Below are 24741 nucleotides of genomic sequence, written 5' to 3'. Positions count from 1 at the left end.
GGGTGACCCTACTAGCGTGCGCTCAGGGCGAGATCGCCACCGCGCCGGTCCGGCGGGGGTCGCCGACGGCGAGCAGGCCGTCGACCGGGTCCCACAACGCGGCCGCGACGCCGCCGAAGTACATCGAGTGCGGCGGCATCGGGCGGGTCGGCAGCGACGTCGAGCCGGACACCGGCAGGTCGTCCTCGTAGTCGACGATCACGTCCTCGCGGACGCGGACGTGCAGCCGCGGGTGCTCAACCGCCTCCCGGAGCGGCAGGCCTCCGTGCGTGTAGAGGGCGTAGACCTGGGCGAGCGCGGTCGGGATCCGGTCCGAACCGGGTGAGCTGATCGCGAGCACGGCGCCGTCACTCTCCCGGCGCGCGACGCTCGGCGCCATGTTCGAGGTGAGGCGGGTGCCTGGCGCGAGGCTGTGCGGCCCGCCGTGCAGGAGCTCCTGCTCACCGAGAGCGTTGTTCAGCCAGATGCCGGTGCCCGGGGTGAGTACGCCGGAGCCGTAACCGGACGAGACCGTGATCGCGCACGCATCACCTTCGTCATCGACGACCGAGACGGTCGCCGTACTCGGTGAGGTCAGCGCGCGCAGGTCGCCGGCCGCGGCCAGATCGAGCAGTCGCTGGCCCTCGAGCCGCCGTACGTCTTCCGCGTCGAGCTCGGCGAGCCGCTGACCGAGCACGGCGTACTGCACCTCGATCAGTCGCTCCAGCTCGGACTGGTTCCAACTGCCATCGGCCGGTACGCCGTCGAGCAACGAGAGGATCGCCGCGGCGGCGACTCCCCCGACGGCCGGCGGCGGGTTGGTGGCCAGGCGCCAGCCGTTCTGCTTGACGACCAGCGCCGGGCGTACGACGGCCTCGTACGCGGACAGGTCTTCGGCGGTGAGGATGCCGTCGTTGGCGGCCATGTCGCGGATCAGGAGTTGTGCGAGGCGACCGGTGTACATGGTCTCGGCGCCTTCGCGGGCGATCAGCTCGAGCGCCTCGGCGAGCTCGGGAATGACGACCGTACTGCCGGCCTTGATCACCTCGCCGTCCTCGTCGTGGACGACGCCGTGGCTGGGCTGGTGCCAGCCGAAGATGATCTCGTGGGTGTAGCCGAGGTAGTAGCCCGACGTCCGGCTGAGCGGGAAGCCGTTGCGGGCGACGTCGATCGCGGGCTGGACGACCTCGCGCCACGGCGCCTTGCCGGCCCGGCGGTGCGCGAGGTCGAGGGCCTTCATCCCGCCGGGCGTGGCGACGGAGCCGTGGCCGACGGTGGTCGTCGTACCGCCGCCGTAGTCGGTGGTGATGTCCCAGACGCCGCGGCCGAACCGATCGGCCGGCAGACCGCGGCCGGGCATCTCGACCCAGCCGTCGATGGTGACCGCCTCGCCGCCCGCGACCTGCAGCGTCACGAACCCGCCCGAGGCCGGCGAAACCACACCGATCTCGTTCACCATCGTGACCAACGTGGCGGCGATCGCGGCATCGACCGCATTCCCACCTTCGGCAGCAACCCGCACACCGGCATCAGCAGCCGCCGCGTTCGGCGCGGCCACCGCCACGCGCGGGTGCCTACTCATGATCTCAGCCGACCCGTTGGACGGCGTTGAAGCGGTCGACGGCTACCTGGACCGCGGCCTGGCGGGCGTCGGCGACCTCGTTCTCCTTCAGGGTCCGGTCCGGCGCGCGGAACCGCAGTGCGAACGCGAGCGACTTCTTGCCTTCGCCGATCTGCTCGCCGGTGTACACGTCGAACAACCGGACCGACTCCAGCAGCTCGCCCGCACCCTCGGCCAGCGCCGCCTGCACGTCCGCCGCCGCCACGTCGGCCGCGACGATCAGCGCCACGTCCTCCTTGGCCACCGGGTACGACGAGAAGGGGTGAGCCGCGATCGACTCCGGACCGGCGGCGATCAGCGCGTCGAGATCGAGCTCGACCGCACTCGACCGGACCGGCAGCCCGAACGCCTGGCAGACCTTCGGGTGCAACTCTCCCGCATGCCCGACCACCTTGCCGTCAACGGAGAACTCCGCACACCGGCCCGGGTGCCACGGCGCCAGCTCTACGTTCTTGACGACGGGCTCAGCGCCGACCGCGGACGCGATCACTCGCCCGATCTGCACCGCGTCGGCCCATCCGGCCGGACGGCCCTTGCCCCACCAACCGGTCGGGGTCAGCGAGCCGGTCAGCACCACACCGATGTGCAGCGGCTGGTCCGGAAGAGCGTCGTACAGGGACTGGATCTCGGCGTCGCTCGGTCGGTGCGCGACCGACGGGAGCGGCGCGGGCTTGGTCTCCGCCTTCGGCAGGAAGACCAGGCCGGTCTGGAAGATCGCCAGGTCGGTCGCCCCGCGCCCGACGTTGCGCTCGGCGGTCCGGAGCAGTGTCGCGAGCAGCATGGTCTGCATCGACGGCTCTTCGTCGGACAACGGGTTGACCAGCTTGACCGTCGTACGGCGATTGTCGTCGGCAGGCAGGCCCATCGCGTCGAAGTCGGCCTCACCGGTGAACGGGTACGACACGACCTCGGTCAGACCGGCGCCGACGAGCGCGGTCGCAACCCGGCGTCGGCGCTTCTGCGACACCGTCAACCCCTGACCACCCGGCGCCGCTGGCAGGATCGACGGCACGTTGTCGAACCCGAACAACCGAATCGCCTCTTCGGCGAAGTCGTTGGGATCCCGAAGATCCGGCCTCCAAGACGGCGGAGTAACCGTCAGCAGATCGTCTGCCTGCACGTTGGCTGTACCAACAGTCGTGGTGCCGACCGCAGCAAGCACTGGAGCGTGTACACCCGCAGCCAACGGCGCGGCAGTCGCGTCCGCCGCAGCAGCCTCGACCGTGCAACCCACCGACTCCAGATGACGAACAGTCTCTTCGAGGGTGATTGGGGCGCCTGCTACGCGGGCGGCGTGGTCGGCTCGGAGGTTGACGGGAGCCGGGGCCGGGTGAGTGTCTACGACGGTCTCGTCCGGCAGGATCGTGCCGCCGGCGTACTCCGCGAGGAGGTCGGCGACGCGCTGGGCGGCGTACCGCGGTAGCAGCGGGTCGACCTCGCGCTCGAAGCGGCGCGACGCCTCCGACGACAGCTTGTGCCGCCGCGACGCCCGCGCGATCACGATCGGGTCGAAGTGCGCGGCCTCGATCACCACGTCGGTGGTCGCGTCGGAGATCTCCGTCGACGCACCGCCCATCACCCCGGCGACACCGATCGCGCCGGAGTCGTCGGTGATCAGCAGGTCCTCGGTGTCCAGCTCGCGGGTCTGGTCGTCCAGCGTGACCAGCTTCTCGCCGGCGTTCGCCCGCCGTACGACGATCTCCCCGGACAGTTGGCCCTTGTCGTACCCGTGGATCGGCTGACCGAGCTCGAGCATCACGTAGTTCGTGACGTCGACCCCGATCGAGATCGGCCGCATCCCGGACGCGAGCAGCCGCTTCTGCATCCACCGCGGCGACAACGCCTTCGCGTCGATCCCGGTCACCGTCCGCGTGACGAACACGCTGCACGCCTCGGAGTCCTCGACCCGGACCGGATAACCGCCCGACCCCGACCCGTCCAGCGCCAGATCGGCCGGGTCCTTCAGCTCAACGCCGTACGCCGTCGCTGCCTCGCGCGCGACCCCGCGGATCGACAGGCAGTACCCACGATCCGGCGTCACCGCGATGTCGAGTACGTCGTCCCGCAGCGCGAGCAACTCGATCGCGTCATCACCCGGCGTCGCCTCACCCGCCTCCAGTACGACGATGCCGTGCATGCCGTCGTCACCCAGACCGAGCTCCGCGCTCGAGCAGATCATCCCGTTGGAGACGTGCCCGTAGGTCTTCCGCGCGGAGATCGCGAACCCGCCGGGCAGCACCGCGCCCGGCAGCACGACGACCACGAGATCGCCGACCTCGAAGTTGTGCGCACCGCAGACCACCCACTGCGGCTCGTCCTTGCCGATGTCGAGCGAGCACCAGCGGATCGTCTTGCCGTTCTTCTGCGGCTCGTTCTCGTACGTGAGCACCTTGCCGACCACGAGCGGGCCGGTCAGGTCGGACTCCTCGACGGTCTCGACCTCGAGGCCGGCCCGGATCAGCTGCTCCGCGACCTCGCGGCCGGTGACGCCGTCCGGCAGGTCGGCGTACTCACGAAGCCATGACAGTGGGACCCGCATCAGATCTCCATCCCGAACTGGCGGCTGAACCGCACGTCACCCTCGACCATGTCCCGCATGTCCTCGACGCCGTTGCGGAACATCAGCGTCCGCTCGAGACCCATGCCGAAGGCGAATCCGGAGTACCGATCGGTGTCGATGCCGTTGGCCTGCAGGACGCGGGGGTTGACCACGCCGCAGCCGCCCCACTCGATCCAGCCCTCGCTGCCACAGGTGCGGCAGGGCCGGTCCGGGTTGCCGACGGAGGCGCCGCGGCAGACGAAGCACAGCAGGTCGACCTCGGCCGACGGCTCGGTGAACGGGAAGAAGTTCGGCCGGAGGCGTGCCTCGAGGCCCTCGCCGAACATCGAGACGACGAAGTGGTCGAGCGTGCCCTTGAGGTGCGCGAGCGTGATGCCCTCGTCCACGACCAGGCCCTCGACCTGGTAGAAGACCGGGGTGTGGGTCGCATCGAGCTCATCGGTGCGGAAGACGCGGCCCGGGCAGATCACGTAGATCGGCGGCTTCCGGGTCAGCATCGACCGCGCCTGGACCGGCGACGTGTGAGTCCGCAGCACCTTGCCGGAACCGGCCGGCTCGACGAAGAAGGTGTCCTGCATCTGCCGGGCCGGGTGGTCGGGCTGGAAGTTCAGGGCGTCGAAGTTCAGCCACTCGGCCTCGACCTCTGGCCCCTCGGCGACATCCCAGCCGAGCGCGGTGAACACGTCCGCGACCTGCTCGGAGATCAGCGACAACGGGTGCCGCGCGCCGAGCTGCGGGGTGTGCCACGGCAGCGTCACGTCGACGCGCTCGGTGGCCAGCAGCTGCTCCTCGTGCGCGGCCTCGAGGACGGCCAACCGGGACGTGAAGCCCTCGTTGATCGCCTTCCGGGCCGCGCCGATCCGCTGGCCGGCCTCCTTGCGGGCCTGCGGCGGCAGCGCGCCGATCTCCCGGTTGGCCAGCACGATCGGCGACTTGTCGCCGAGATAGGTGACCTTGGCCTCCTGCAAGGCAGCCAGATCGGCCGCCTCGGTAAACGCCGTCAGCGCCTCGTCGCGGGTCCGCTCCACCTCTTCGGCATGCAGCGGCGTCACTTCGACCGGGTCGTAATCAGTGTTGGGACCGGACATGGCTCGCTCTCAATTCGGAACTCCTGCGAATTGCAGTCTAGAAACCTCAGCCCCAAGAGCGTGAATCGGCTGTCCACAACCCGGGTGGATCAGCCCAGCCGATGTCTTGCGCGGACCACTCCGACCAGGAGTCCGAGCCCGGCCAGGAAGGCCCCGATGCCGATCGGCAGATAGAAATACGGGTACTTCGTGGCCAGAGCCGGGTCGTTCCACGGCTGATGGCCGGGCGGGGGCTCGGCGAGGATCAAGCAGACCGCCGCGGCCACGTCGTACCCGATCGCCAGGACGATCGTCACAACCGAGACGACCCTCGCCAACATCAGCACAGGCCGATTCCCCCGCGACCGCCCGATCAACATGGCAGCCAGCGTGAACGGAAGCAGCACGAGCATCCACATCAGCACCAGGTTGGCGAGCTCCTGATCGTCAGGCACGACTCTCCAGCCAACCGAGGTGCGTCATGGATCCATCGTGTCAGTGCACTGGGTCGTCCACGGTCGCGGCTGCGTCCCGTGTCTTGGACTGGCCGCGGGGCAGGACTGCCAGGGCGACGACCGCGCCCGCGACGGCTCCGATGGCGCCGACTGTCATTGAGATGGACATGGCGTCGATGAAGGCGTGTTTGGCGGAGGCGAAGAAGTCCGGGCCGAGGGCGAGGGTGTCCGCGATCGACTTCCGGGCCGCGTCCGGGACGGAGTCCGGCAGCGCGGAGGAGTACGCCGCGGCGAGCACACTGCCCAGTACGGCGACCGACAGCGCAGCGCCTGTCTGCTGGACGGTGTCGTTCATCGCCGACCCGACGCCGCGGTGGTCCGGCGGGACGGCCTGCATCAGCAGCGTGTACGCCGCCGGCCCGGCCAGACCGCCGCCGATGCCCATCACCAGCAGGCCGATGATCAGCAGCCCGTACCCGGTCGAGTCGGACACCTGCGTCAGGATCCCGAAGCTGCCCGCGATGATCAGCAGCCCGAGCGAGATCAGCGTCCGGTCCGCGATCTTCTTGCCCAGAGTCGCACCGAGACCGTTGAACACCATCGCGGCAACGGCGTACGGGATCAACGCCAGACCGGCCTTCAGCGGGCTGTACCCGAGCACGAACTGCAGGTACTGCGTCAACGCCAGCAGCAACCCGCCCGCGGTGAAGGACAGCAGCACGATCGAGAAACTCGTCCCGCTGAACCGCCGGTCCCGGAACAACGCGAGCGGCACCATCGGGTGCTCGCTCCGCTTCTCCCAGAACGCGAACCCGGTCAGCGCGACCACTCCGACGGCGAGCCCACCGAGCACCCGACCGGAGCCCCACCCGTGCGCCGGAATCGACACGATCGCCCAGACGATCGACGCCATCCCGATGATCGTCAGCACGGCACCGACCGGGTCGACGTCGCGGGCCGGGCCCTTCGACTCCGGGATCAGCGCCAGCGTTCCGATGATCGCGAGGGCCGCGATCGGCACGTTCAGCCAGAAGATCGAGCCCCACCAGAAGTGGTTCAGCAGGACTCCACCGACGGTCGGACCAGCGACCACGCCGACCATCGCGACCATCGACCAGCCCGCCATCGCCTTGCGCTGCTCTTCCGGCGGAAAGACCGTGAACAGCAACGACAGCGTGCTCGGCATCAGCAGCGACCCGCCGACTCCCATCAGGAAGCGGCAGGCGATCAGTTGGCCCGGGTTGTCCGCCAGCGTCGCGAGCAGCGAGGCGGCACCGAAGACCACCAGTCCGAGCAGCAGCATCTTCCGCCGCCCGAACCGGTCGGACAGGCTTCCGGCGGTCAGCAGCAGCCCGGCGAACGCCAGGATGTAGGCGTCGATCACCCACTGGATGTCCGCGGGCGTCGCGCCAAGGTCGCGCATCAGCGACGGGATGGCCAGGTTGAGGACGGTGTTGTCGACCACCAGCACCATCAGGCTGAGGCACAGGATCGAGAGGATCCACCAGCGACGCGGATGACCGGTCGCGGCGGATGATTCGGCAGACTCGAACGGTGTACTAGTCACTCGCACACTGTACGACTATCTCGTACGGTGTGCGAGCCCTTTGTAGGATGGGCGCATGAGAGAGACGATCTGGTCCCGGCAACGGACGGCGGCACCGGCCCGCGAGACGCTCAGCCGGGAGCAGATCGTGAAGATGGCGATGCTGGTCCTGGACGAGGAGGGCGTCGCCGGGCTGAGTATGCGCAAGCTGGCCGCCCGGCTCGGCTCCGGCGCGACCAGCCTCTACTGGCACGTGCCGACCAAGGACGACCTCGTCGACCTGCTGATCGACGAGGTCTGGGCGGAGATCGACGTACCCGAGCCGGAACTGGCCGGCTGGCGGAGCGGGGCACTGCTGTTCGGCCACAGCCTGCGCTCCGCCGTACTGCGGCATCCGTGGCTGCCCGAGGTGATGTACACCCGCCCGAGCGTCGGGCCGCACGCGATGGCGCTGGGCGAGCGCGGTCTGGTGTTGTTCGGAGCGGCCGGGTTCAGCGCGCGCGAGGTCGATCTGGCGATGGGCAGCGTCATGTCGTACGTGCTCGGCACGGTCAGCGCCGAGGTGGCGACCCGCGAGATGGTGCGCAAGTCCGGCCGCTCCGAGGAGAGCTGGGTGAGCGAGTTGCTGGAGCAGGCCGAGGCCGCCGCCGGCGACTACCCGCAGATGCGGGAGTCGGTCCGCCGACGGACCTCGACCGACCTGGATTCGGAGCTGACCGCTAACTTCGTCTTCGGTCTCGACGCGCTCCTCGACGGCCTCGAGGCCCGGGTCAAGAAGTAGGGGTCAAGAAGGAAGGCCGAACCACGGCTCCTTGGCGAGTTCCTCCTCCAGCACCTGCCGGTCGCCGTCGCTGGAGATGAGCTTCGCCAGCTCCCGGACCCGCTCCAGCTCCACCCGCGCGGCAGCCGTCTGACCGGTCGCGGCCAACGCCCGGGCCAAGGCCTCGCGGGCGAACGGCTCGTCCCAGTCACCCATCTGCTCTCGGTGCGTCTCCACCAGTTCGAGACAGCGCCGGGCGTGCTGCAGCCCGATCTCGACGCGCCCGATCCGGAGCGCTACCCGGGCGATCAGGTGCTCTCCGCGTGCGTGATTCGCCTCGTTGCCGGCTTCGAGCCAGTGCAGGCAGGCGGCGTACGCGCCGTACAGAATGCGTTCCTGGTCGAGTCGTGGACTGGTCTCGTCGATCTGCTCGAGCAGGTCCCAGGTCTCGTTGTTGAGCTCGACCCCGAAGTACCGGTGCAGCTCACGTCCCTCGACGAGCTCGGTGGCCACCTTCTCCATCAGCTCGGGCCAACTGGCCAGCCCGTACTCGCGGGCGATCGTCAGCTGCGCGTCCCGCAGCGTGAAGCCCTCTTCGTCGTACGCCGGGTGGTGGGTGCGGGCCCGTTCGATCGCATCGGGCCGGCCTTTGGCGACCGCCTTGCGCAGGTCCTTCGCGCGGGCACGCAGCTGGCTCAGACTCGCCTTGGCGGGCAGTGGTGTGGTCGACATCAGCAGTCCTTCCAGGACAACCCGCTCCGCTGAACCAGGCCGTCCCGAAGGGATTCACCGGCCATCTTGGGGGTCCTGCGATCCAGGTGCACTCGGTGCTTGCCGCGGAGAGGAGGCGCCCTGGCACGCGCTACCCCAACGCTGACACGCGCCCCGCCACGACGTCAACTAAGACAGGTGGATCGGGTTGGTCCAGGCGCGGCCGCCGGCGGCGTCCTCGATGGTGATGCGGCAGTGGGTGCCGCGGAACAGACCTAGCGGGAGCGAGCAGTCGGTCAGATCGGTGCCCTGGGCAACCTCTGCACCGGGGTGGCCGCCGCTGAGCAGGATCTTCGTCGCGGGCGAGCAGCGGACCACGACCACGTCGCCTTCGATGCGTACGTCGTACAGCTCGGGGCCGGTGCTGGAGTAGAAATGGCCGGCCTTCAAGGAGGCCAGCAGTGCGTCCGGTGTGAGTGCTTCCGAGCGGACCTGCACCCAGGCCTGGCAGGGTGGTGGGTCTTGGGGTTGCAGGTGGGCGTCGTCTGCGGCGTACGTCGTGAGGCGGTGACCGCGGTTGAGCAAGACATCGGCCAGGTGCCAGCTGTCGCCACGGTTCTCCCGGTCGGAGAGTGCGTTGTAGACCTCGACCGAATGGGCCGCGTCCAGGCTCTCGGCGTCGATGGCCGTCAGCAGCGACGCCGCCGGATGGGCCATCCCAACGAACGCCCCGGCGTCTCGGGCTCGGCGCGCCAACTCGGGCCCGGTCTCTGTCTTGCCCGGCGTCGAGAAATCCAGCGGCAGCCCCGCCGCCACGATGTGCCACGCCTGTCCCACTTCAGTGCGTGGTGCGTGTAACTCGGCGCCGATCAGCGTGGTGAACCCATCCGACCGAAGCTCCCGCGTGTCCGTCATCGGGAACCCGTACTCGGGCCGGAAGTGGTCGGTGATCGACACGAAGTCGTACCCGGCCTCGCGATACACCTGCGCGGTCTCGCGCGGCGACAACGCTCCGTCGGAGCGGTTCGAGTGCGTGTGCAGATTCCCGCGCCAGAACTTGCCCGGCAGGTCGAACGGCGTCATTCGCGTTGCGCTCGGGCCGATGCGTACAGGCAGATCGCAGCCGCCGTGGCGAGGTTGAGGGATTCGGCGCGTCCGTAGATCGGGACCTTGACCGAGTGGTCGACGACCGCGTTGATGCCGTCCGGCAGCCCGTGGGCCTCGTTGCCGAACAGCCAGACGGTCGGCTTCGCGAGCGTGCCGTCGTCGATGCAGGTGTCGAGATCAGTCGCGCCGTACCCATCGGCCGCGAGCACCTGCAGGCCTTGATCGCGCCACGTCTGAACGGCCTCGACGATGTCCACGTCAGTGGTGACCGGCACGTGGAAGATGCTGCCGACACTGGCCCTGACGGCCTTGGGATTGTGCGGGTCGACAGACTCCGTCGACAGTACGACGGCATCCGCGCCGGCGGCGTCCGCCGTACGGATCAGAGTGCCGACGTTGCCGGGGTCACGGACCTGGACTCCGGCGGCGATGAGCTTCCCGGTGGATCCGAGCGGCACGGTCACCAGCGAGCAGACGGCGACCACGCCCTGGGAGGTGACGGTCTCGCTCAACGCTTCGATCGCGGCGCGGTCGACCTCGAACCACGGGACGTCAGCAGCGGCGGCCAGGTCGTGGAGATCGCGATGACGGGTCGCCACCGCGGGTTCGGCGTACACCTCGAGGACGAGTTCGCGGTGCTCGAGGGCTTCCCGGACGGCCTGTGGGCCCTCGACCAGGAACCGGCCGATCTTGCGCCGGAACGCACGAGTGGCGAGCCGCCGGGCCTGCTTGATCCGCACGGATTGCGCGGTCAGCAGACCGGGACTCGCCACTGTGGTGTAGAGGGTGTTGCTCAGGCCGCGGCGTCGGACTTCGGCGCGTTCACGTCCGCCGGCAGGGCGGCCTTGGCCACCTGCACGAGCGCGGAGAACGCGGCCGGGTCGTTGACGGCCAGGTCGGCGAGGATCTTGCGGTCGACCTCGACCTCGGCCAGCCGCAGGCCCTGGATGAAGCGGTTGTAGGTCAGGTCCTCGGCCCGGACCGCGGCGTTGATCCGCTGGATCCACAGCTTGCGGAAGTCGCCCTTGCGCGCCTTGCGGTCACGGTAGGCGTAGACGAGCGAGTGGGTGACCTGCTCCTTGGCCTTGCGGTACAGCCGCGAGCGCTGGCCGCGGTAACCGCTGGCCTGCTCGAGTACGACCCGGCGCTTCTTGTGGGCGTTGACTGCCCGCTTCACGCGTGCCATGAGGTGTTACTCCTTGTATTTCTGCGCCGGAGACAGAAGGTGCCCACTCGGCGGGGATGTTCGGGGGGTATGGGCAGTACTCAAATGCCGAGAAGCTTCTTGGCCTTCTTCGCGTACGACGGGGCGACCTCGACGGTGCCGCTCAGGCGACGCTTGCGCTTGGACGACTTCGCCTCGGCGAGGTGCCGGACGCCGGTCTGCTCGCGGCGAACCTTGCCCGTGCCGGTGATCCGGACGCGCTTCTTCATCCCCGAGTGGGTCTTCATCTTCGGCATGGCTGTTGTGCTCCTGGTTTTCTTCGTTGACTCGATCTTCGGTTGACGTGCTCCGGCTGCGTGACGCCCTGCGGCCGGAGCGTCTCGTCACTCCGGGTCGAGATTGTCGGCCGGACCCTTCGGCTTCTTCGTGACACCGGCGGCACGTTCGGCCTCGTGAGCCTGAACCTGCTCGGCGCGCTCCACGCGCTCGGCCTCTTCGTCGGCCTCCCGCGCGGCCTTGCGCTCCGCCTTCTCGGCTTCCACGTCCACGCGCGCTTCGGACTTCTTCTTGTGCGGTCCGAGCACCATGATCATGTTTCGGCCGTCCTGACGCGGCGAGGACTCGACGAAGCCGAGCTCGGTCACGTCTTCGGCCAGCCGCTGCAGCAACCGGAAGCCGAGCTCCGGCCTGGACTGCTCACGACCGCGGAACATGATGGTGATCTTGACCTTGTCCCCGGCCTTCAGGAACCGCACTACGTGACCCTTCTTGGTCTCGTAGTCGTGCGGGTCGATCTTCGGCCGCAGCTTCATCTCTTTGATGACGGTGTTGGTCTGGTTCCGGCGTGACTCGCGCGCCTTCTGCGCGGTCTCGTACTTGTACTTGCCGAAATCCATCAACTTGCAGACCGGAGGCCGGGCGGTAGCCGCGACCTCGACCAGGTCGAGATCGGCCTCCTGGGCCAGCCGAAGTGCGTCCTCGATCCGGACGATGCCTACCTGCTCACCGTTCGGTCCGACCAGTCGCACCTCGGGAACGCGGATGCGCTCGTTGACGCGCAAATCAGTGGTGATGGGTCCTCCTGGATTGAACTAGTACTGGTGCCACCCTCGTACCCGCCCAGGACCCGGACTGTCGCTGGAAACGACAAAGGCCCTCGTGCGTGTACACGAAGGCCCAATTCCCAGATCGACGGCGCTCCAACCTTCCGGGAAGGTTCGCCGTACGATCGCCTCGGCACCGGATCGCTCCGGAACCTCGACGTGACCGGGACCCGCCGACTGTTCATCGACTGGGTGGGAGGTGGCCCTCCGCTTAGACCAGAACCTTTGCCGGCCCTTGAGTATTCCGCTCAGGGGTCACCATCGGACCTGGTCGGTCGCCATGTAAGAGTAACAGCATGACCGACGCAGATGCCACTCCGCAGACCGACGACGCCGAACGGCCCGATCCGCTGTCGACCGCTTCCCGCGACATCGCCGAGGTCCCCGCCGTCGAGATCATCTCGACCGCCGCACTCCACCTGATGAGCGCCGCCGCCGTCAACCTGGGCCTGGCCGCCGACCTGCCCGAGCACAAGGACCTCGACGAGGCCCGCTCCCTGATCGACTCCCTGGCCGGCCTCCTGGACGCAGCCGCACCATCCCTCGGCCACCACCACGCCGCCCCACTCCGCGACGGCCTCCGCTCACTCCAACTCGCCTTCCGCGAAGCCAGCGAAATCCAGGACGACCCCGGCCAAGGCCCCGGCGAAAAGTACACCGGCGCCGTCTCCCCCGCGGCCGCCCGCCCACAGTGACGCTTTCCGGAACATTGCTGCCGCCCAGCGCAAACTAAGTTCCGAAAAGCGGGCTCGCTCAGGGCATCGAGTTGAAGAAGTTGAGGATGCCGGCGGGGGCGTCCGGGGCGAAGGAGATCTCGAGGTTCTCGGTGGATTCGGCGGCGGACGCTTCGGCCCGTGGGAAGAGCGCCGCCTCGTAGGTCGCCAGCGCGGTCTCGGTGTCCGACTCGGCCACCAGGGCGGCGGCCAGCTCGGCTCCGTCCTGCATCGCCAGGTTGGCGCCCTCACCGGCGAACGGCGACATCACGTGGGCGGCGTCTCCGAGGAGGGTGACGCCGGGGACCCGATCCCACCGGTGACCGACGGGCAGGGCGTGGATCGCCCGCGGAGTCAGGTCACCCTCGGCGTCACGGACGAGCTTCAAGAAGCGGTCGTCCCAGTCCTTGAACTCGGCCAGCAGGGTCTCCTTGGTGACCTCGTCGGCCGCCCATTCCGCGTCCATTCGCACGGCGGCGTACACGTGCAGGCGGTCGGGTTCGCGGTGGGCCAGGAAGCCGCGACCGTTGCCGAGGGCCATCATCATGCCGCCGCCGATCAGCTCGGCGCTCTCCGGATGCCGCACCTCGGGGTCGAGCAGGTTCAGCTCGGCGAACGACAGGCCCAGGTACGCCGGGCTTGCATCCGAAACCAGCGGTCGCACCTTCGACCACGCGCCGTCCGCACCAACGAGCAGGTCGGCGGTGAACGTACTCCCGTCAGCCAGCCGCACCTCCCGGTCGTCCGAGATCTCGACGACCTTCGAGCCCCAGCGGATGACGCCCTCCGGCAGACTTCCGAGCAGGAGGTCGCGCAGGTCCCGGCGATGCACCTCCGGCCGGCCGGTCTCCTCGTGATCCTCGTCGAGACGCAGTACGGCGTGCTGGTCGTAGATCTTCATCGTCTCGGCGCCCGGCAGGATCAGCTTGACGAAGTCGTCGTACAGACCCGCTGCGCGCAGCGCCTGCTGGCCGGACTCTTCATGGATGTCGAGCATGCCGCCCTGGGTGCGGGCGGTCGGCGACTCGTCCAGCTCGTAGACAGCGGCTTCGATGCCGCTGACGTGCAGAACTCGGGCCAGCGTCAAACCGCCGAGGCCGGCTCCGATGATCGCGATCTCATGGTGTGTGGTCATGACTGTTTTCCTCCCGTGCGTGGAGTGGCGATCACTCCGTTGATCAGAACGCGGATGCCCCACGACGTCCGGGCCGGGCCCGGACCACTCAGCAAGTCCTCCCCCAGCGCGGCGATCCGCGGATGGGTCTCCGACCGGACCGCACGCAACGCGGCGCCGACCTCGTCCCATTGCTCGGGGTCCTCACCGCCGGCGTGCTCGGCAGCGGTCGCGGTGGCCACCTTGAGCAGCAGGTCGACACCCCAGGAGGCCTGTTGTGGCGGTACGCCGCCCTCGTCGAGCAGCGCGAGGATCGACTCCACCAGCTTCAGATAGTTCTCGCCCGACGGCCGCGCGGTGACGGCGGACTGGGCCAGACTCGGGTACTCGAACAGCATCAGCGTGTACGACGCCAGCACCGCCTCAAGCCGCTCTCGCCAGTCCCCGGCAGCCTTGACCGGCGCCAGGTCGACGGACCCGAGCAGCTCGTCGAGCACGGCGACATGCAGTTGGGCGGTGTTGCGGAAGTACACGTACAGCGAGGCCGGCCCGGTGTCGAGCTCCTTCGCCAGCCGCCGCATGGTCACCCGGTCCAGTCCCTCGGCCCGCATCACCTCGACCGCCGCCGCCACGATCCCGCGCCGCGTCAGCGCCGCCTTGGCCGGCCGCTCCCGCCGGCTCCTGGGTTCATCCATCATGCGATCCACTGTAACGAACATGTTCGTTACGAACAAGTTCGTCAAATCCAGTCGGCTAGTACGTGCCCGGCCGGTACGGTCTGTCGCTGTGACTGCTGAAGCCGTTCCGCCCCCTGTTCCGAAGCTCGACGCTGAGCAGTTGCTGCTCGAGGTGAATCAGGCCAGCGGGGCCGGGCTGGAGTTCGTCGGGCGGGCAGCGGACGGGCAGGTCGGTGCGGCGTTCGTTCGCTGGCCGGACGGGCGGGACGGCGTCCTCACCCGCGGATTCGGGTCGCTCTCGGACCTTCGGCGTACGGCGGGAGTCCTCGACGCGGCGCGACAGCACGGACTGCCAGTTCCGCAGTACCAGCTGCTCGTCGAGGTACCTGGCGGAGTCGGCGTGGTCCAGGAGCGGCTGCCCGGTCGACCGCCGACGGTGATCGACCGCGCGCTGCTCGAATCGATGATCGCGTTGACCGATCGCTTCTCAGGACTGGCCGCCGACCTGCCGGTCCCGTCGATGTACCTGCTCGAGAGCGGACCCGGCTTCTGTCTGCACGAGTCCTTGGAGCGGTACGACGACCGCACGCGACGGCTGCTGGGATGGGTCCACGAGGTCGGGCGGGACGAGCCGAGCGGGATGACCGGCGACGATCTCGTGCATCTCGACTTCCACACCGGCAACGTGCTGGTCGATGACGCCGGCGAGCTCACCGGCATCGTCGACTGGGACGGCATCGGCCGCGGCGACCAGCGATTCGGCCTTGTCACACTGCGATTCGACGCCCACGTACGTCTCCCCGGCGACCTCACGTGGTACGACGAACTCCTCGAGAACGTGCTCTCCCCCGCCGTACTGCGGCTGTACTGGGCACACATGAGCCTGCGTCTGGTCGACTGGTCGATCCGTCACCACACGCCAGCCGACACCACCACCTGGCTGAACTTCGCCGAGACGCGGATGAACTGAACGCAACCCGTTTCGGTGCAGACCGAAATGGACCCGGAGTGCCCCACGACGTCCCGGATGTCTCCTAACTTCGAGGTGTGGTCTTCGACCGAGGACCATCCACACAAGAGGGGACGAAAGCATGCGCAAGATCGCTATGACTGCCGCTGGAATCGCTGCCGCTGTGATCGGTACGGGCGTGGCACTGGCACCGACCGCCAACGCGGCGACCACCGGCACAACGGCGACGTGCCCGTCGGGGGCAGTGTGTCTGCAGGAGCCGAACGGCAGCATCCTCAGCAAGAACATCTGGTACAGCTACGGCGCCCACAACCTGTCGAACGTGATCGGCACCAAGGTCCTGATCAACAGCCAGACCGGCGGCGCGGGCTTCCAGATCTGCACCGGCTACAACGGCACGAACTGCTACCCGGTGCACCGCTTCACCGGCGCGTACGCACCGTACGACTTCACCCCGATCAACTCGATCGTCCTCGTGAAGTAGCAGCAAGAGAACCGGCTCCGACCCGCACCAGGGGTCGGAGCCGGCTGTTCGCTATCCCTTGACGGCTCCTTCTTCGACGCCTTTGAAGAAGAAGCGTTGGAGGGTGGCGAAGACTATGACGATCGGGATGAAGGCGATCATTGTGCCGGCGGCGATCAGGCGGGGGTTGTTGCTGAAGGTGCCGGACAGGTATTGGAGGCCGACGGTCAGGGTGTACTTGTTCGGGTCGGTGAGCACGATCAGCGGCCAGAGGAAGTCGTCCCAGGCGCCGATGAACGCGAAGATCGCGATCACGCTGACGGTCCCGCGCACCGACGGCAGACCGATGTACACGAACCGCTGCCAGGCGTTCGCGCCGTCGACGATGGCGGCCTGGTCGACCTCGAGCGGCAGCGCGCGGAACGCGTTGTACATCAGTAAGACGTTGAGTGCGCCGATCATGCCCGGCAGCGCGACGCCGAACAGTGTGTTCGCCAGTCCGAGCTCCCGCACCGTCACGTACTGCGAGATGATCGTGACCTCACCCGGCAGCACCAGGGTGGCGAGGAACAGCCCGAGCACAATGCGACGGCCGCGGAACTGCAACCGCGAGATCGCGAACCCGGCCAGCGACGCACCGATCACGTTGCCGCCGACAACCAGTACGGCGACCAGCAGCGAGTTCCGCGCGTAGTCCCAGACCGGGATCGTGTCGGTGACTTCCTTGTAGTGGTGGAACGTCGGCTGTGACGGCAGCAACTGCGGGATCCGGGTGTAGATGTCCTCCCCGGAGCCCTTCAGCGACGTCGACAGCTGCCACAGGAACGGCCCGATCGTGATCAGCAGCACGAACACCAGCAGCAGGTACCGAACCACCTTCTCCCGCGGCGAGACCGAGTTGAACCCGAACGAACCCTTCCGCCGGGCAGGCGTCGTACCGTCCTGCACCTGGGCCGGCCGCTCCGTCACAGTGGTCATGCTTCAGCCCCTCGACGGTTGAGACGCGCCAGCACCAGCATCGGTACGACGGTGACGAAGAACAGCACGATCGACAACGCCGACGCGTACCCGAGGTTGCCCTCGAATCCCTGGCTGTACTGCTGGATCAGCATCACCACCGAGCTGTCCCGTCCACCAGGACCACCCTTGCCGCCGCTCAGGATGAACAACTCGGAGAACACCCGAAGCGCCGACACCGAGATCAGGATCGAGATCAGGATCATCGTCCCGCGTACGCCGGGAATGGTGATGTGCACGAACCGCCGGAACGGCCCGGCTCCGTCGACCGCGGCCGCCTCGTGCAGCTCACGCCCGACGTTCCCGAGAGCGGCCAGGTAGATGATCATATAGTACCCGAGCCCCTTCCAGATCGTCAGACTGATTGCGCTGAGCAACAACAGCCACTGGTCGGACAGGAACGGCAACGGCCCGGAGATCACCCCGAGCTTCTCGGCCAGCCCGTTGACCAGACCGCGGTCGTCCAGGATCCACTGCCAGATCAGCGCGACCACAACGGCGGACGCCACTACGGGCGTGTAGAACGCCGTACGGAAGAACGTGATCCCGGGCAGCTTCTTCTCGACCAGTACGGCAAGCAGCAGCGGCAGGACGGTCAGGAACGGCAGGCAGACCACCATGTAGATGACGCTGTTCAGCAACGCCCAGCGCAGCTGCTCGTCGTGCAGCAGGGTCTCGAAGTTCTTCAGCCCGACGAAGTGGCCGCCGCCGATCGGCCTGGCGTTCGTGAACGACAGGATGACGGTGTTGATCGACGGCCACAGGTTGAAGACGAGCAACCACGTGAGTGCTGGAATGACCAGCACCCACGGGGTGAACCAACGGTTGTATCGCATTACTGGGTAAGGAGCTGGTTGGCCTTCGCCACCGCCGCGTCGAGGGCTGCCTGGGACGAGATCTTGCCGGAGATCGCCAGCGAGATCTGCTGCCCGATGAAGTCGTTGGTCGCCCCACTGATCACCGGCGGCTGCAGGTTCTTCGCCTTCGCCAGCGACTGGAACGCGAGCACCTTGGCGTCACTCTCCGGCGTACCGTCGCTCTTGGAGAAGTACGGGTCCTGGGCCGAGGCCTTGGTGGACGGGAAGATGTTCACGATCTTCGCGAACGCGGCCTGGTTCTCGGCGTTGGTGACGAACCGGGCCAGCGCGATCGCGGCCGCCTGGTTCTTGGTCTTGGCCGAGACCGACAGACCCTGCACGTACAGCGGCGGGGTGTCGAGCGCGGGCGACGGGACGACCTTGCCCTTCAGCGACGGGTTGTCCTTCTGGAAGTCCTGGATCGCGTTGCCGCCGCCGGTGGTCCAGGCGACCTTGTTCTGGGTGAAGAGCTTGGAGTTGCCCAGGTACTCGTTGGTCAGGATGTCGCGCGGCATGTAACCGGCCTTGTACGCGTCGCGGTACTTGTCCAGCAGCGCGGCGGCCTCGGGGGTGTTGAAGGTGAACTTCTTGCCGTCGTCGGACAGGATCTTGATGCCGGCGTTGGTGAAGTCACCGATGCCCGGCAGGCGGCTCATCAGGTACTCCTTGCCGCCGGTCTTGTCGTGCATGACCTTGGCGGCCGCGAGCAGCTCGTCGAAGGTCTTCGGCGGGTTCTTCACGTCCAGGCCGGCCGCTGCGAACTTGGTAGCGTTCCAGTAGTCGATGTCGGTGTTCAGGTACCACGGGTAACCGAAGGTCCCGCTCATCCCCTGGTACTGGTACGCCTGCACGCCGCCCTCGACGTACTCGTCGTTGAGCTTCGGGTCCGCGGCCGCGACGTCGAGGAGCATGTTCTGCTTGGCCAGCGGGAGCGCGAAGTCCGGCGGCAGGTTCGTCACGTCCGGCAACTGGCCGGCCGAGGCCTGGCTCAGCACCTTCTTGTCGTAGCCGTCGCCGGGCTGGTCCAGCCAGGTGACGTGCGTGCCCGGGTACTTCGCCTCGAAGGCCTTGATCACGCCTTCGACGTACGACGTGAACTTCGGCTTCAGCGCCCAGGTCTGGAAGCTGACCTCCCCGGTCACCTTGGCATTCGCGTCGACGGTCGGCTTGGCGCCGCCGCTGCCCGAATCATCGGATCCGAGGCCGCAACCTGCCAAAGTGAGTGCTGCGGCGGCAAGGGCGGCCACCGGCGCCAGACGGCGTCTACGCATGGAAATCTCCTGGGTTGATAAACCGGTATAGCTCCTGCACTATCGGGGATCGTAGAATCCGCTGTCAAGGGTGAGGGAGGAACACGTGGCCAGACCGACGATCGCGGATATCGCAACCAGGGCCGGGGTGTCCAAGGGCGCGGTGTCGTTCGCGCTGAACGGGCGGCCCGGCGTCAGCGACGCGACCCGGGAGCGGATCCTGAAGATCGCCGAGCAGATGAGCTGGCGCCCGCACAGCGCGGCGCGGGCGCTCGGTGCGTCCCGGGTCGACTCGGTCGGGATGGTGATCGCGCGACCGGCCCGGACGCTCGGCGTCGAGCCGTTCTTCGCGCACCTGCTGTCCGGCGTGCAGTCGGGCCTTTCGGCGGAGTCGATCTCGCTGCAACTGCTGATCGTCGAGGACACCGCGGCCGAGATCGAGGTGTACCGGCGGTGGGCCTCGGAGCACCGGGTCGACGGCGTGATCCTGGTCGACCTGACCGTCAAAGACCCGCGGGTCGACGCACTCAAAACACTCGAGCTGCCGGCCGTGATGATCGGCGGGCGCGGCGGGAAGGGCGCGCTGCCCTCGGTCTGGGCGGACGACCGCGACGCCATGCTCTCGATCGTGGAGTACCTCGCCGCGCTCGGTCACCGGCGGATCGCCCACGTGGCCGGTACGCCGAACTTCCAGCACACCCAGCGGCGGATCCGGGCCGTCCGCGACGCCGCGCCGAGGCTCGGCCTGGTCGACGCGCCGTCGCTCACGACGGACTTCAGCGATGCCGAAGGCGCCGCGATCACCCGGAAGCTGTTGTCCCAGTCGGACCGGCCGACCGCGATCGTCTACGACAGCGACGTGATGGCGGTCGCCGGGCTGGGCGTCGCGATGGAGATGGGCGTCTCGGTGCCGGGCGACCTGTCCATCGTCGCCTTCGACGACTCGATCCTGACCCAGCTCATGCACCCCGCCCTGACCGCGCTCTCTCGCGACACCTTCGACTTCGGCCGCCAGGCGGCCGAGGTCCTGCTCGAGACCATCGCCAGCCCCATCCCGGTCATCAACCGCCGCACCGCCGACCCCGTCCTCACCGTCCGCGAGTCCACCGCACCCCCGGCCTGACCCTGCGGTTGCTTGTCTGGCCTAAACCGATTTAGCATCCTCGGCATGGCTCTGCAGACCGTCACGCCCCGGTTCGGCGCGAACTACGTTCCCTCGGCGGGATGGTTCTACAGCTGGCTGGACTACGACGGCGCCGCGGTACGCCGGGACTTCGCGGATCTGGCCGGGATCGGCCTGGACCATGTGAGGGTGTTCCCGGTCTGGCCGTGGATCCAGCCGAACCGCTCGATCATCCGCGAGCGCGCGATCGCCGACCTGCTCGACACCGTCGACGCGGCCGCCGAACACGGACTGAGCGTCGCGGTCGACCTGATCCAGGGGCACCTGTCGAGCTTCGACTTCCTCCCGTCGTGGGTGCTCACCTGGCACAAGACCAGCCTGTTCGAGGATTCGACGGTCCGCGACGGCCTCACGGCGTACGTCGATGCCGTGGCCCGTGCGGTCGCGACGAAGCCGAACGTCTTCGCGATCACCCTCGGCAACGAGGTCAACAATCTCTGGCCGGACAGCGCGACCACTCCCCAAGCGTCGACTGCCTGGGCGCAGGACCTGCTGACCACATTGAAGAAGGCAGCACCCGACGTGCTCGCGCTGCACTCGGTGTTCGACGACGCCTGGTACAAGCCCGATCACCCGTTCCACCCCGTTGACGCGGTGGACCTGGGTGACCTGACCACCGTCCACTCGTGGGTATTCAACGGGGTCTCACGGGTGGACGGTCCCCTCGGCCCGGCCACACTCACGCACGCCGACTACCTGGTCGAGCTCGCCAGAGCCACGGCACTCGACCCGGGTCGACCCGTGTGGTTGCAGGAGATCGGCGTACCCGGGCCGGACATCCCGGTCGACCTGCAGGCCGAGTTCACCCGCCGTACCCTCGAGACCGTCCTGCCGAACCCGGCCCTGTACGGCGTGACCTGGTGGTCGTCGCACGACATCGACCGCCGCCTGCTGGACTTCCCGGATCGTGAGTACGACCTCGGCCTGTTCACCGTCGACCATCAACGCAAGCCGGCCGCGCAGGCTCTTGCCGACGTCATCGCCAACGGCGCACCCGAGCAGGCGACCGCGACCACGCTCACCGCGCCCGCCAACCTCCGCACCCAGCCGGCCCGGCGCGCGGAGGTTGCCCCCGGCAGCGAATTCCACCTGCAGTGGGTCGAGGCCCGAGGCAACGGTCCGGTGCGGATCGTCCTGCCCTGATCAATCAGCTGCTCAGGACCTGCCGCAACTCCTGGTTGACGTTCGCGCCCGGGGTCGGGTCGTAGTTACCCAGGTGTACGGCGGTCCAGCCGCGGCCCGGGTACCACTCGGTGCTCGTGCTCACACCCGGTGCGCCGCCGAGATGACCGGTGATCAGCGTGCCGTTGACGATGGCGCTGTCCGCTCCGTACCCGACGAAGTTGATCACTTCCGGCAGCCCAGGCTTGGCCGGCAGCGTCGGCATCGCGAACTTCGGCGTGACGAAGACATCGCGGTACGTCGTACTCAGCAGCGTGCCGTCGTTCAAGGCCCGGACGAATCGGACCAGATCGGCCGCATTCGCGAAGGCATTGCCGGCCGGGGTGCCGATGAAGCCGTACATGTCGCCATCGGTGGCGTCGTACCGCTGCCCTGATGCATCAGTGGGGTACGGATGCGCGAACCGGCTGTCAGTCCGCCATTGGGTCCGCGTGGTGAAGTCGGCCGAGGTCATGCCGGCCGGGCGGAACACGTGCTTGCGGACGTAGTCGTAGTACGACTCGCCGGAGATCTTCTCCACGATGCTGCCGAGCACGTGGAAGCCGGAGTTGCTGTACTTGCTGTCGGTGCCCGGCGCGAACGCGAGCGACTCGGTGCGGATGTAGCGCAAGGTGCCGTCCATCATCTGCCGGGGCGTCGTCCAGGTGGACGATTCCTCGAAGTACCCCGCGAGCTGCATGTAGTCGCCGAGGCCGGACGTGTGGGTGAGCAGGTGGTGGATCGTGACCTTGTCCGCGACCGCGGCGGCGAATCCGGTGAGGTACTTGCCGATCGGATCGACGAGGCTCAGCGAACCACGCTGTGCGAGCTGGGCGATCGCCGTCGCGGTGAACATCTTCGTCACCGAGGCGAGGCAGTATCTGGTGTCCGCCCGATTGCGGACACCCTTCTTCTTGTTCGCGTAGCCCATCGAGCGCGACACCACCGCGCGGCCGTCGCGGACCACGAGAACCGTGCCGGAGAACGAGTCGTCAGCCGCGAGCTTGTCGAGGTACTTGTCGAGCTCGCCGCCGGGGCGCAACGCGGCCGGTGTCCCGCCGCCGGTCCCCTGCGCCGCGGCGGGAACCGTCCAGGCACCGCCGGCAACGACCGCCGGAGCGACGGCCAGGCCGGTCCGGCCCAGAAACGAACGCCTGCTGTGGATTGCCAAGGGAGTTCTCCTCACGTGATCGATGACCAGTGAGATCCAACTCGCCAGGCTGTTTCCCCGGCGTTAGCTCTTGGCGATGAGTACTTCGATGCCGTCGAGGATTCTGGCCAGGCCGAACTCCAGGTCGTCGTCGAGACCGTCTTCGTACTCCTGGTTCAGGTACATCGCGGTCAGCATCGGGTAGTCGCCCTCCATCAGCCGTGGCACCAGGAACTGCCCGACCTGCTCCGCCTGCACCGGAGTGTTGTCGCTTGCTCCGAGCTGCCGGGCGAGATTCGCGTAGTTGCGCGCGCACCCGTCCAGCAGCATCAGGCAGCCGAGATTGTCGTGCTGACTGAGTCCGGTCCCGGCAAGCGCCTGCAGCATGGCTTCTACCCAGCGGAGCAGGTTGGGCGTCACGGGCGCGCCACGGATCGGTACGTCGAGCAGCCACGGACGCTCGGCGTACAACTTCACCTGGGCGTCCACCCACGCGATCGCGGCCGCACGCCAGCCCTCCGGCAGCTCGGGTGGTAGGCCGACCGCCTTCTCGTGCACGAGCACGATCAGCTCTTCCTTGGACCGGACGTACCGGTACATCGCGTTCGTGGTGACTCCGAGGTGCGCCGCGATCCGCTGCAGCGAGATCGCCTCAAAACCGTCGCTGTCGCCGAACGCGATGCCTGTGGCGACGATCTGCTCGATCGACAGCGCCGGCTTCGGCCCGCGCCGCTGCACCGGCAGCACACCCCAGGACAGGGCGAGCCCCGGCGGCAGTTCTCCGCGGTCCTCGGTCATGTCTCCCATCCTGACGTACGCCGCCCGCGGTGTGACAGGGGTGCTAGCACCACCCTCGAAACGGGTCCTGAGCACCGCGCGGCCGAAACTGTTCAACCCATACGCTTTTTCTCATCAGAACTCCCCCGAAAGGACCGATCATGAACACGCTGCTCGAACCTCTGTTGACTCCCGACCAGGTCCAGCTGACCGATGCCGACCGCCGTGCCGCGGTTGCCAAGCTCGACAGCGCCGTACGGCAGGCCGCGCTCAGCCCGTCGCAGGCAAGCGACCGGCAGTTGCAGCTCCTCACCGCCCAGACTCGCGGCGAACTCCGCAGGATCATGGCCGGCGTCGCCGACGCGGCCCCGCCCCGCGGCCTGACCACGGCACTGCGCGTCGTCACTGGCGCCTGGCTGGTCACCTGCGTGGTGCAGTTCGTGGTCTGGGTGGCGCTGGCGATCTTCGGTCACTTCGACGGGCCGTGGTGGCTCTGGTCGGACCTCGGTCTGGGTGCGGTCGTCGCGATCCTCTGGTGGACCAACGAGTCCTATCACCGCAAGTCCGACGTACTGGTGGAGCCGTGAACACACCGGTACAGCTGACCGACGTACGCAAGGTGTACGGCACCGGCTCCGGCGCGGTCGACGCGCTGGCCGGTGTCACCTACGGCTTCGAGGCAGGCACCTTCACCGCGGTGATGGGCCCGTCCGGCTCCGGCAAGAGCACGCTGTTGCACTGCGCAGCCGGACTGGACACTCCGTCCGCCGGTGACGTCCACCTGGCCGGCCGGTCGCTCCTCGGCCTCGACGAGACCACGCTGACCGAGCTGCGTCGCGAACAGGTCGCCTTCGTCTTCCAGTCGTTCAACCTGATGCCCGCGCTGACGGTCCGGCAGAACGTCGTACTTCCACTGACACTCGCCGGGAAGTCACCGGACGACGCCTGGGTGACCGAGGTCATCCGGCGCGTCGGACTCGGCGAGCGCACGAAGCACCGGCCGAGCGAACTGTCCGGCGGCCAGCAGCAGCGGGTCGCCATTGCCCGCGCTTTGGCTGGACGTACAGCGATCACGTTCGCCGACGAGCCGACCGGTTCGCTGGATACGACCACTGCGCTCGAGGTGCTCACGCTCCTCCGCGACCAGTCCCGCGAACTCGGCCAGACCATCGTGATGGTCACCCATGACCCGGTCGCCGCGTCGTACGCCGATCGCGTCGTCTTCCTGGTCGACGGCCGGATCGTGTCCGAAGCCATCCACCCCACCGCCGAGGCCGTCGCCGCGGAGCTCGCTCAGCTGAGCGCCGGCCGCTTCTCACCCACGGAGAGCTGACC

General features: G+C 68.0%; 26 protein-coding genes. 8 read left to right on the top strand and 18 right to left on the bottom strand.

Annotation, left to right across the window (positions count from 1 at the left end):
- Positions 1 to 22: 22 nt before the first annotated feature.
- From EV650_RS31175 to EV650_RS31155, 5 genes are all read right to left on the bottom strand, one after another.
- The gene (locus EV650_RS31175) at positions 23 to 1561 is read right to left on the bottom strand and encodes a gamma-glutamyltransferase (protein ID WP_134122522.1); all 1539 of its coding nucleotides are present in this window, start codon (positions 1559 to 1561) and stop codon (positions 23 to 25) included.
- Between the two features lie 4 nt (positions 1562 to 1565).
- The gene (locus EV650_RS31170; RefSeq protein ID WP_134122521.1) at positions 1566 to 4139 is read right to left on the bottom strand and encodes a phenylalanine--tRNA ligase subunit beta; all 2574 of its coding nucleotides are present in this window, start codon (positions 4137 to 4139) and stop codon (positions 1566 to 1568) included.
- Positions 4139 to 5248 (bottom strand): phenylalanine--tRNA ligase subunit alpha, encoded by a 1110-nt coding sequence (pheS, locus tag EV650_RS31165; RefSeq protein WP_134122520.1) that lies wholly within the window; start codon positions 5246 to 5248, stop codon positions 4139 to 4141. The genes EV650_RS31170 and pheS overlap by 1 nt, the downstream gene beginning before the upstream one ends.
- A gap of 89 nt (positions 5249 to 5337) precedes the next feature.
- Entirely contained in the window at positions 5338 to 5682 is a 345-nt protein-coding gene (locus tag EV650_RS31160; RefSeq protein WP_134122519.1) for a hypothetical protein, read from the bottom strand.
- A gap of 40 nt (positions 5683 to 5722) precedes the next feature.
- Positions 5723 to 7249: an MFS transporter gene (locus EV650_RS31155; protein WP_238174554.1), complete on the bottom strand. Its 1527-nt coding sequence runs from the start codon at positions 7247 to 7249 to the stop codon at positions 5723 to 5725.
- A 55-nt stretch (positions 7250 to 7304) separates the two neighbouring features.
- On the opposite strand from EV650_RS31155, the gene EV650_RS31150 reads away from it, so the two are divergent.
- Positions 7305 to 8009 carry a TetR/AcrR family transcriptional regulator C-terminal domain-containing protein gene (locus tag EV650_RS31150; protein WP_134122517.1) on the top strand — a complete coding sequence of 235 codons (705 nt, stop codon included), beginning with the start codon at positions 7305 to 7307 and terminating at the stop codon, positions 8007 to 8009.
- A gap of 3 nt (positions 8010 to 8012) precedes the next feature.
- On the opposite strand, the gene EV650_RS31145 is transcribed toward EV650_RS31150, so the two are convergent.
- From EV650_RS31145 to infC, 6 genes are all read right to left on the bottom strand, one after another.
- On the bottom strand, positions 8013 to 8720 hold the full coding sequence (locus tag EV650_RS31145; protein WP_134122516.1) for a hypothetical protein: 708 nt from the start codon (positions 8718 to 8720) through the stop codon (positions 8013 to 8015).
- Positions 8721 to 8888: 168 nt separating this feature from the next.
- On the bottom strand, positions 8889 to 9782 hold the full coding sequence (locus tag EV650_RS31140) for a CehA/McbA family metallohydrolase (protein WP_166678324.1): 894 nt from the start codon (positions 9780 to 9782) through the stop codon (positions 8889 to 8891).
- On the bottom strand, positions 9779 to 10579 hold the full coding sequence (locus tag EV650_RS31135) for a TrmH family RNA methyltransferase (RefSeq protein WP_134122515.1): 801 nt from the start codon (positions 10577 to 10579) through the stop codon (positions 9779 to 9781). Before EV650_RS31135 ends, EV650_RS31140 begins: the two co-directional genes overlap by 4 nt.
- 20 nt (positions 10580 to 10599) lie before the next feature.
- Positions 10600 to 10992: a 50S ribosomal protein L20 gene (gene rplT / locus EV650_RS31130; RefSeq protein ID WP_131367113.1), complete on the bottom strand. Its 393-nt coding sequence runs from the start codon at positions 10990 to 10992 to the stop codon at positions 10600 to 10602.
- Positions 10993 to 11072: 80 nt separating this feature from the next.
- The gene (gene rpmI / locus EV650_RS31125; RefSeq protein WP_134122514.1) at positions 11073 to 11267 is read right to left on the bottom strand and encodes a 50S ribosomal protein L35; all 195 of its coding nucleotides are present in this window, start codon (positions 11265 to 11267) and stop codon (positions 11073 to 11075) included.
- A gap of 87 nt (positions 11268 to 11354) precedes the next feature.
- Positions 11355 to 11999, bottom strand: coding sequence for a translation initiation factor IF-3 (gene infC / locus EV650_RS31120; protein ID WP_238174553.1), 645 nt, complete (start codon positions 11997 to 11999; stop codon positions 11355 to 11357).
- Between the two features lie 371 nt (positions 12000 to 12370).
- On the opposite strand from infC, the gene EV650_RS31115 reads away from it, so the two are divergent.
- Positions 12371 to 12769, top strand: coding sequence for a DUF1844 domain-containing protein (locus EV650_RS31115; RefSeq protein WP_134122512.1), 399 nt, complete (start codon positions 12371 to 12373; stop codon positions 12767 to 12769).
- A 58-nt stretch (positions 12770 to 12827) separates the two neighbouring features.
- Here EV650_RS31115 and EV650_RS31110 read toward each other — a convergent pair whose 3' ends face one another.
- Both EV650_RS31110 and EV650_RS31105 read right to left on the bottom strand, forming a co-directional pair.
- Positions 12828 to 13922, bottom strand: coding sequence for an FAD-dependent oxidoreductase (locus EV650_RS31110; protein WP_134122511.1), 1095 nt, complete (start codon positions 13920 to 13922; stop codon positions 12828 to 12830).
- Positions 13919 to 14599, bottom strand: a complete 681-nt coding sequence (locus EV650_RS31105; protein WP_202875014.1) for a TetR/AcrR family transcriptional regulator — start codon at positions 14597 to 14599, stop codon at positions 13919 to 13921. Before EV650_RS31105 ends, EV650_RS31110 begins: the two co-directional genes overlap by 4 nt.
- Positions 14600 to 14687: 88 nt before the next feature.
- Between EV650_RS31105 and EV650_RS31100 the strand changes: the two genes are divergently transcribed.
- Together EV650_RS31100 and EV650_RS31095 are read left to right on the top strand one after the other, a co-directional pair.
- Entirely contained in the window at positions 14688 to 15548 is an 861-nt protein-coding gene (locus EV650_RS31100) for a phosphotransferase (RefSeq protein ID WP_238174552.1), read from the top strand.
- A gap of 121 nt (positions 15549 to 15669) precedes the next feature.
- A complete protein-coding gene (locus EV650_RS31095; protein ID WP_134122508.1) occupies positions 15670 to 16032 on the top strand; it encodes a hypothetical protein in 363 nt (120 codons plus the stop codon).
- 51 nt (positions 16033 to 16083) lie between these two features.
- Here the strand turns inward: EV650_RS31095 and EV650_RS31090 are convergent, their stop codons facing one another.
- Genes EV650_RS31090 through EV650_RS31080 form a run of 3 tightly spaced genes read right to left on the bottom strand, consistent with a single transcriptional unit; the run spans position 16084 to position 19156 of the window.
- Complete coding sequence (locus EV650_RS31090; RefSeq protein WP_134122507.1) at positions 16084 to 16989, bottom strand: carbohydrate ABC transporter permease; 906 nt, start codon at positions 16987 to 16989, stop codon at positions 16084 to 16086.
- Positions 16986 to 17864, bottom strand: coding sequence for a carbohydrate ABC transporter permease (locus EV650_RS31085; protein ID WP_134122506.1), 879 nt, complete (start codon positions 17862 to 17864; stop codon positions 16986 to 16988). Before EV650_RS31085 ends, EV650_RS31090 begins: the two co-directional genes overlap by 4 nt.
- Entirely contained in the window at positions 17864 to 19156 is a 1293-nt protein-coding gene (locus tag EV650_RS31080; RefSeq protein ID WP_134122505.1) for an ABC transporter substrate-binding protein, read from the bottom strand. The genes EV650_RS31085 and EV650_RS31080 overlap by 1 nt, the downstream gene beginning before the upstream one ends.
- An 85-nt stretch (positions 19157 to 19241) precedes the next feature.
- On the opposite strand from EV650_RS31080, the gene EV650_RS31075 reads away from it, so the two are divergent.
- Complete coding sequence (locus EV650_RS31075; protein ID WP_134122504.1) at positions 19242 to 20258, top strand: LacI family DNA-binding transcriptional regulator; 1017 nt, start codon at positions 19242 to 19244, stop codon at positions 20256 to 20258.
- A 45-nt stretch (positions 20259 to 20303) separates the two neighbouring features.
- A complete protein-coding gene (locus tag EV650_RS31070; RefSeq protein WP_134122503.1) occupies positions 20304 to 21461 on the top strand; it encodes a glycoside hydrolase 5 family protein in 1158 nt (385 codons plus the stop codon).
- A 4-nt stretch (positions 21462 to 21465) separates the two neighbouring features.
- Here EV650_RS31070 and EV650_RS31065 read toward each other — a convergent pair whose 3' ends face one another.
- Together EV650_RS31065 and EV650_RS31060 are read right to left on the bottom strand one after the other, a co-directional pair.
- Complete coding sequence (locus EV650_RS31065; protein WP_166678323.1) at positions 21466 to 22650, bottom strand: serine hydrolase domain-containing protein; 1185 nt, start codon at positions 22648 to 22650, stop codon at positions 21466 to 21468.
- A gap of 63 nt (positions 22651 to 22713) precedes the next feature.
- Positions 22714 to 23427 (bottom strand): TetR/AcrR family transcriptional regulator, encoded by a 714-nt coding sequence (locus EV650_RS31060; protein ID WP_202875005.1) that lies wholly within the window; start codon positions 23425 to 23427, stop codon positions 22714 to 22716.
- Positions 23428 to 23567: 140 nt separating this feature from the next.
- Between EV650_RS31060 and EV650_RS31055 the strand changes: the two genes are divergently transcribed.
- Together EV650_RS31055 and EV650_RS31050 are read left to right on the top strand one after the other, a co-directional pair.
- Complete coding sequence (locus EV650_RS31055) at positions 23568 to 23993, top strand: DUF1707 domain-containing protein (RefSeq protein ID WP_134122500.1); 426 nt, start codon at positions 23568 to 23570, stop codon at positions 23991 to 23993.
- On the top strand, positions 23990 to 24739 hold the full coding sequence (locus EV650_RS31050; protein ID WP_134122499.1) for an ABC transporter ATP-binding protein: 750 nt from the start codon (positions 23990 to 23992) through the stop codon (positions 24737 to 24739). Before EV650_RS31055 ends, EV650_RS31050 begins: the two co-directional genes overlap by 4 nt.
- The last annotated feature ends 2 nt before the right edge of the window (positions 24740 to 24741 follow it).

Origin of the sequence: Kribbella kalugense, from assembly GCF_004365875.1 — a bacterium.
Taxonomy (GTDB): Bacteria; Actinomycetota; Actinomycetes; order Propionibacteriales; family Kribbellaceae; genus Kribbella; species Kribbella kalugense.
This window is presented reverse-complemented; position numbering and strand designations above follow the sequence as displayed.

Excerpts from the sequence above, each read along its gene's own strand:
- EV650_RS31095 (WP_134122508.1), top strand. The coding sequence starts at position 15,670 with ATGCGCAAGATCGCTATGACTGCCGCTGGAATCGCTGCCGCTGTGATC.
- EV650_RS31070 (WP_134122503.1), top strand. The coding sequence starts at position 20,304 with ATGGCTCTGCAGACCGTCACGCCCCGGTTCGGCGCGAACTACGTTCCC.
- EV650_RS31055 (WP_134122500.1), top strand. The coding sequence starts at position 23,568 with ATGAACACGCTGCTCGAACCTCTGTTGACTCCCGACCAGGTCCAGCTG.
- EV650_RS31090 (WP_134122507.1), bottom strand. The coding sequence starts at position 16,989 with ATGACCACTGTGACGGAGCGGCCGGCCCAGGTGCAGGACGGTACGACG.
- rplT (WP_131367113.1), bottom strand. The coding sequence starts at position 10,992 with ATGGCACGCGTGAAGCGGGCAGTCAACGCCCACAAGAAGCGCCGGGTC.
- EV650_RS31060 (WP_202875005.1), bottom strand. The coding sequence starts at position 23,427 with ATGACCGAGGACCGCGGAGAACTGCCGCCGGGGCTCGCCCTGTCCTGG.
- EV650_RS31170 (WP_134122521.1), bottom strand. The coding sequence starts at position 4,139 with ATGCGGGTCCCACTGTCATGGCTTCGTGAGTACGCCGACCTGCCGGAC.
- EV650_RS31105 (WP_202875014.1), bottom strand. The coding sequence starts at position 14,599 with ATGATGGATGAACCCAGGAGCCGGCGGGAGCGGCCGGCCAAGGCGGCG.
- EV650_RS31175 (WP_134122522.1), bottom strand. The coding sequence starts at position 1,561 with ATGAGTAGGCACCCGCGCGTGGCGGTGGCCGCGCCGAACGCGGCGGCT.
- pheS (WP_134122520.1), bottom strand. The coding sequence starts at position 5,248 with ATGTCCGGTCCCAACACTGATTACGACCCGGTCGAAGTGACGCCGCTG.
- EV650_RS31080 (WP_134122505.1), bottom strand. The coding sequence starts at position 19,156 with ATGCGTAGACGCCGTCTGGCGCCGGTGGCCGCCCTTGCCGCCGCAGCA.
- EV650_RS31145 (WP_134122516.1), bottom strand. The coding sequence starts at position 8,720 with ATGTCGACCACACCACTGCCCGCCAAGGCGAGTCTGAGCCAGCTGCGT.
- rpmI (WP_134122514.1), bottom strand. The coding sequence starts at position 11,267 with ATGCCGAAGATGAAGACCCACTCGGGGATGAAGAAGCGCGTCCGGATC.
- EV650_RS31150 (WP_134122517.1), top strand. The coding sequence starts at position 7,305 with ATGAGAGAGACGATCTGGTCCCGGCAACGGACGGCGGCACCGGCCCGC.
- EV650_RS31085 (WP_134122506.1), bottom strand. The coding sequence starts at position 17,864 with ATGCGATACAACCGTTGGTTCACCCCGTGGGTGCTGGTCATTCCAGCA.
- EV650_RS31110 (WP_134122511.1), bottom strand. The coding sequence starts at position 13,922 with ATGACCACACACCATGAGATCGCGATCATCGGAGCCGGCCTCGGCGGT.
- EV650_RS31140 (WP_166678324.1), bottom strand. The coding sequence starts at position 9,782 with ATGACGCCGTTCGACCTGCCGGGCAAGTTCTGGCGCGGGAATCTGCAC.
- EV650_RS31115 (WP_134122512.1), top strand. The coding sequence starts at position 12,371 with ATGACCGACGCAGATGCCACTCCGCAGACCGACGACGCCGAACGGCCC.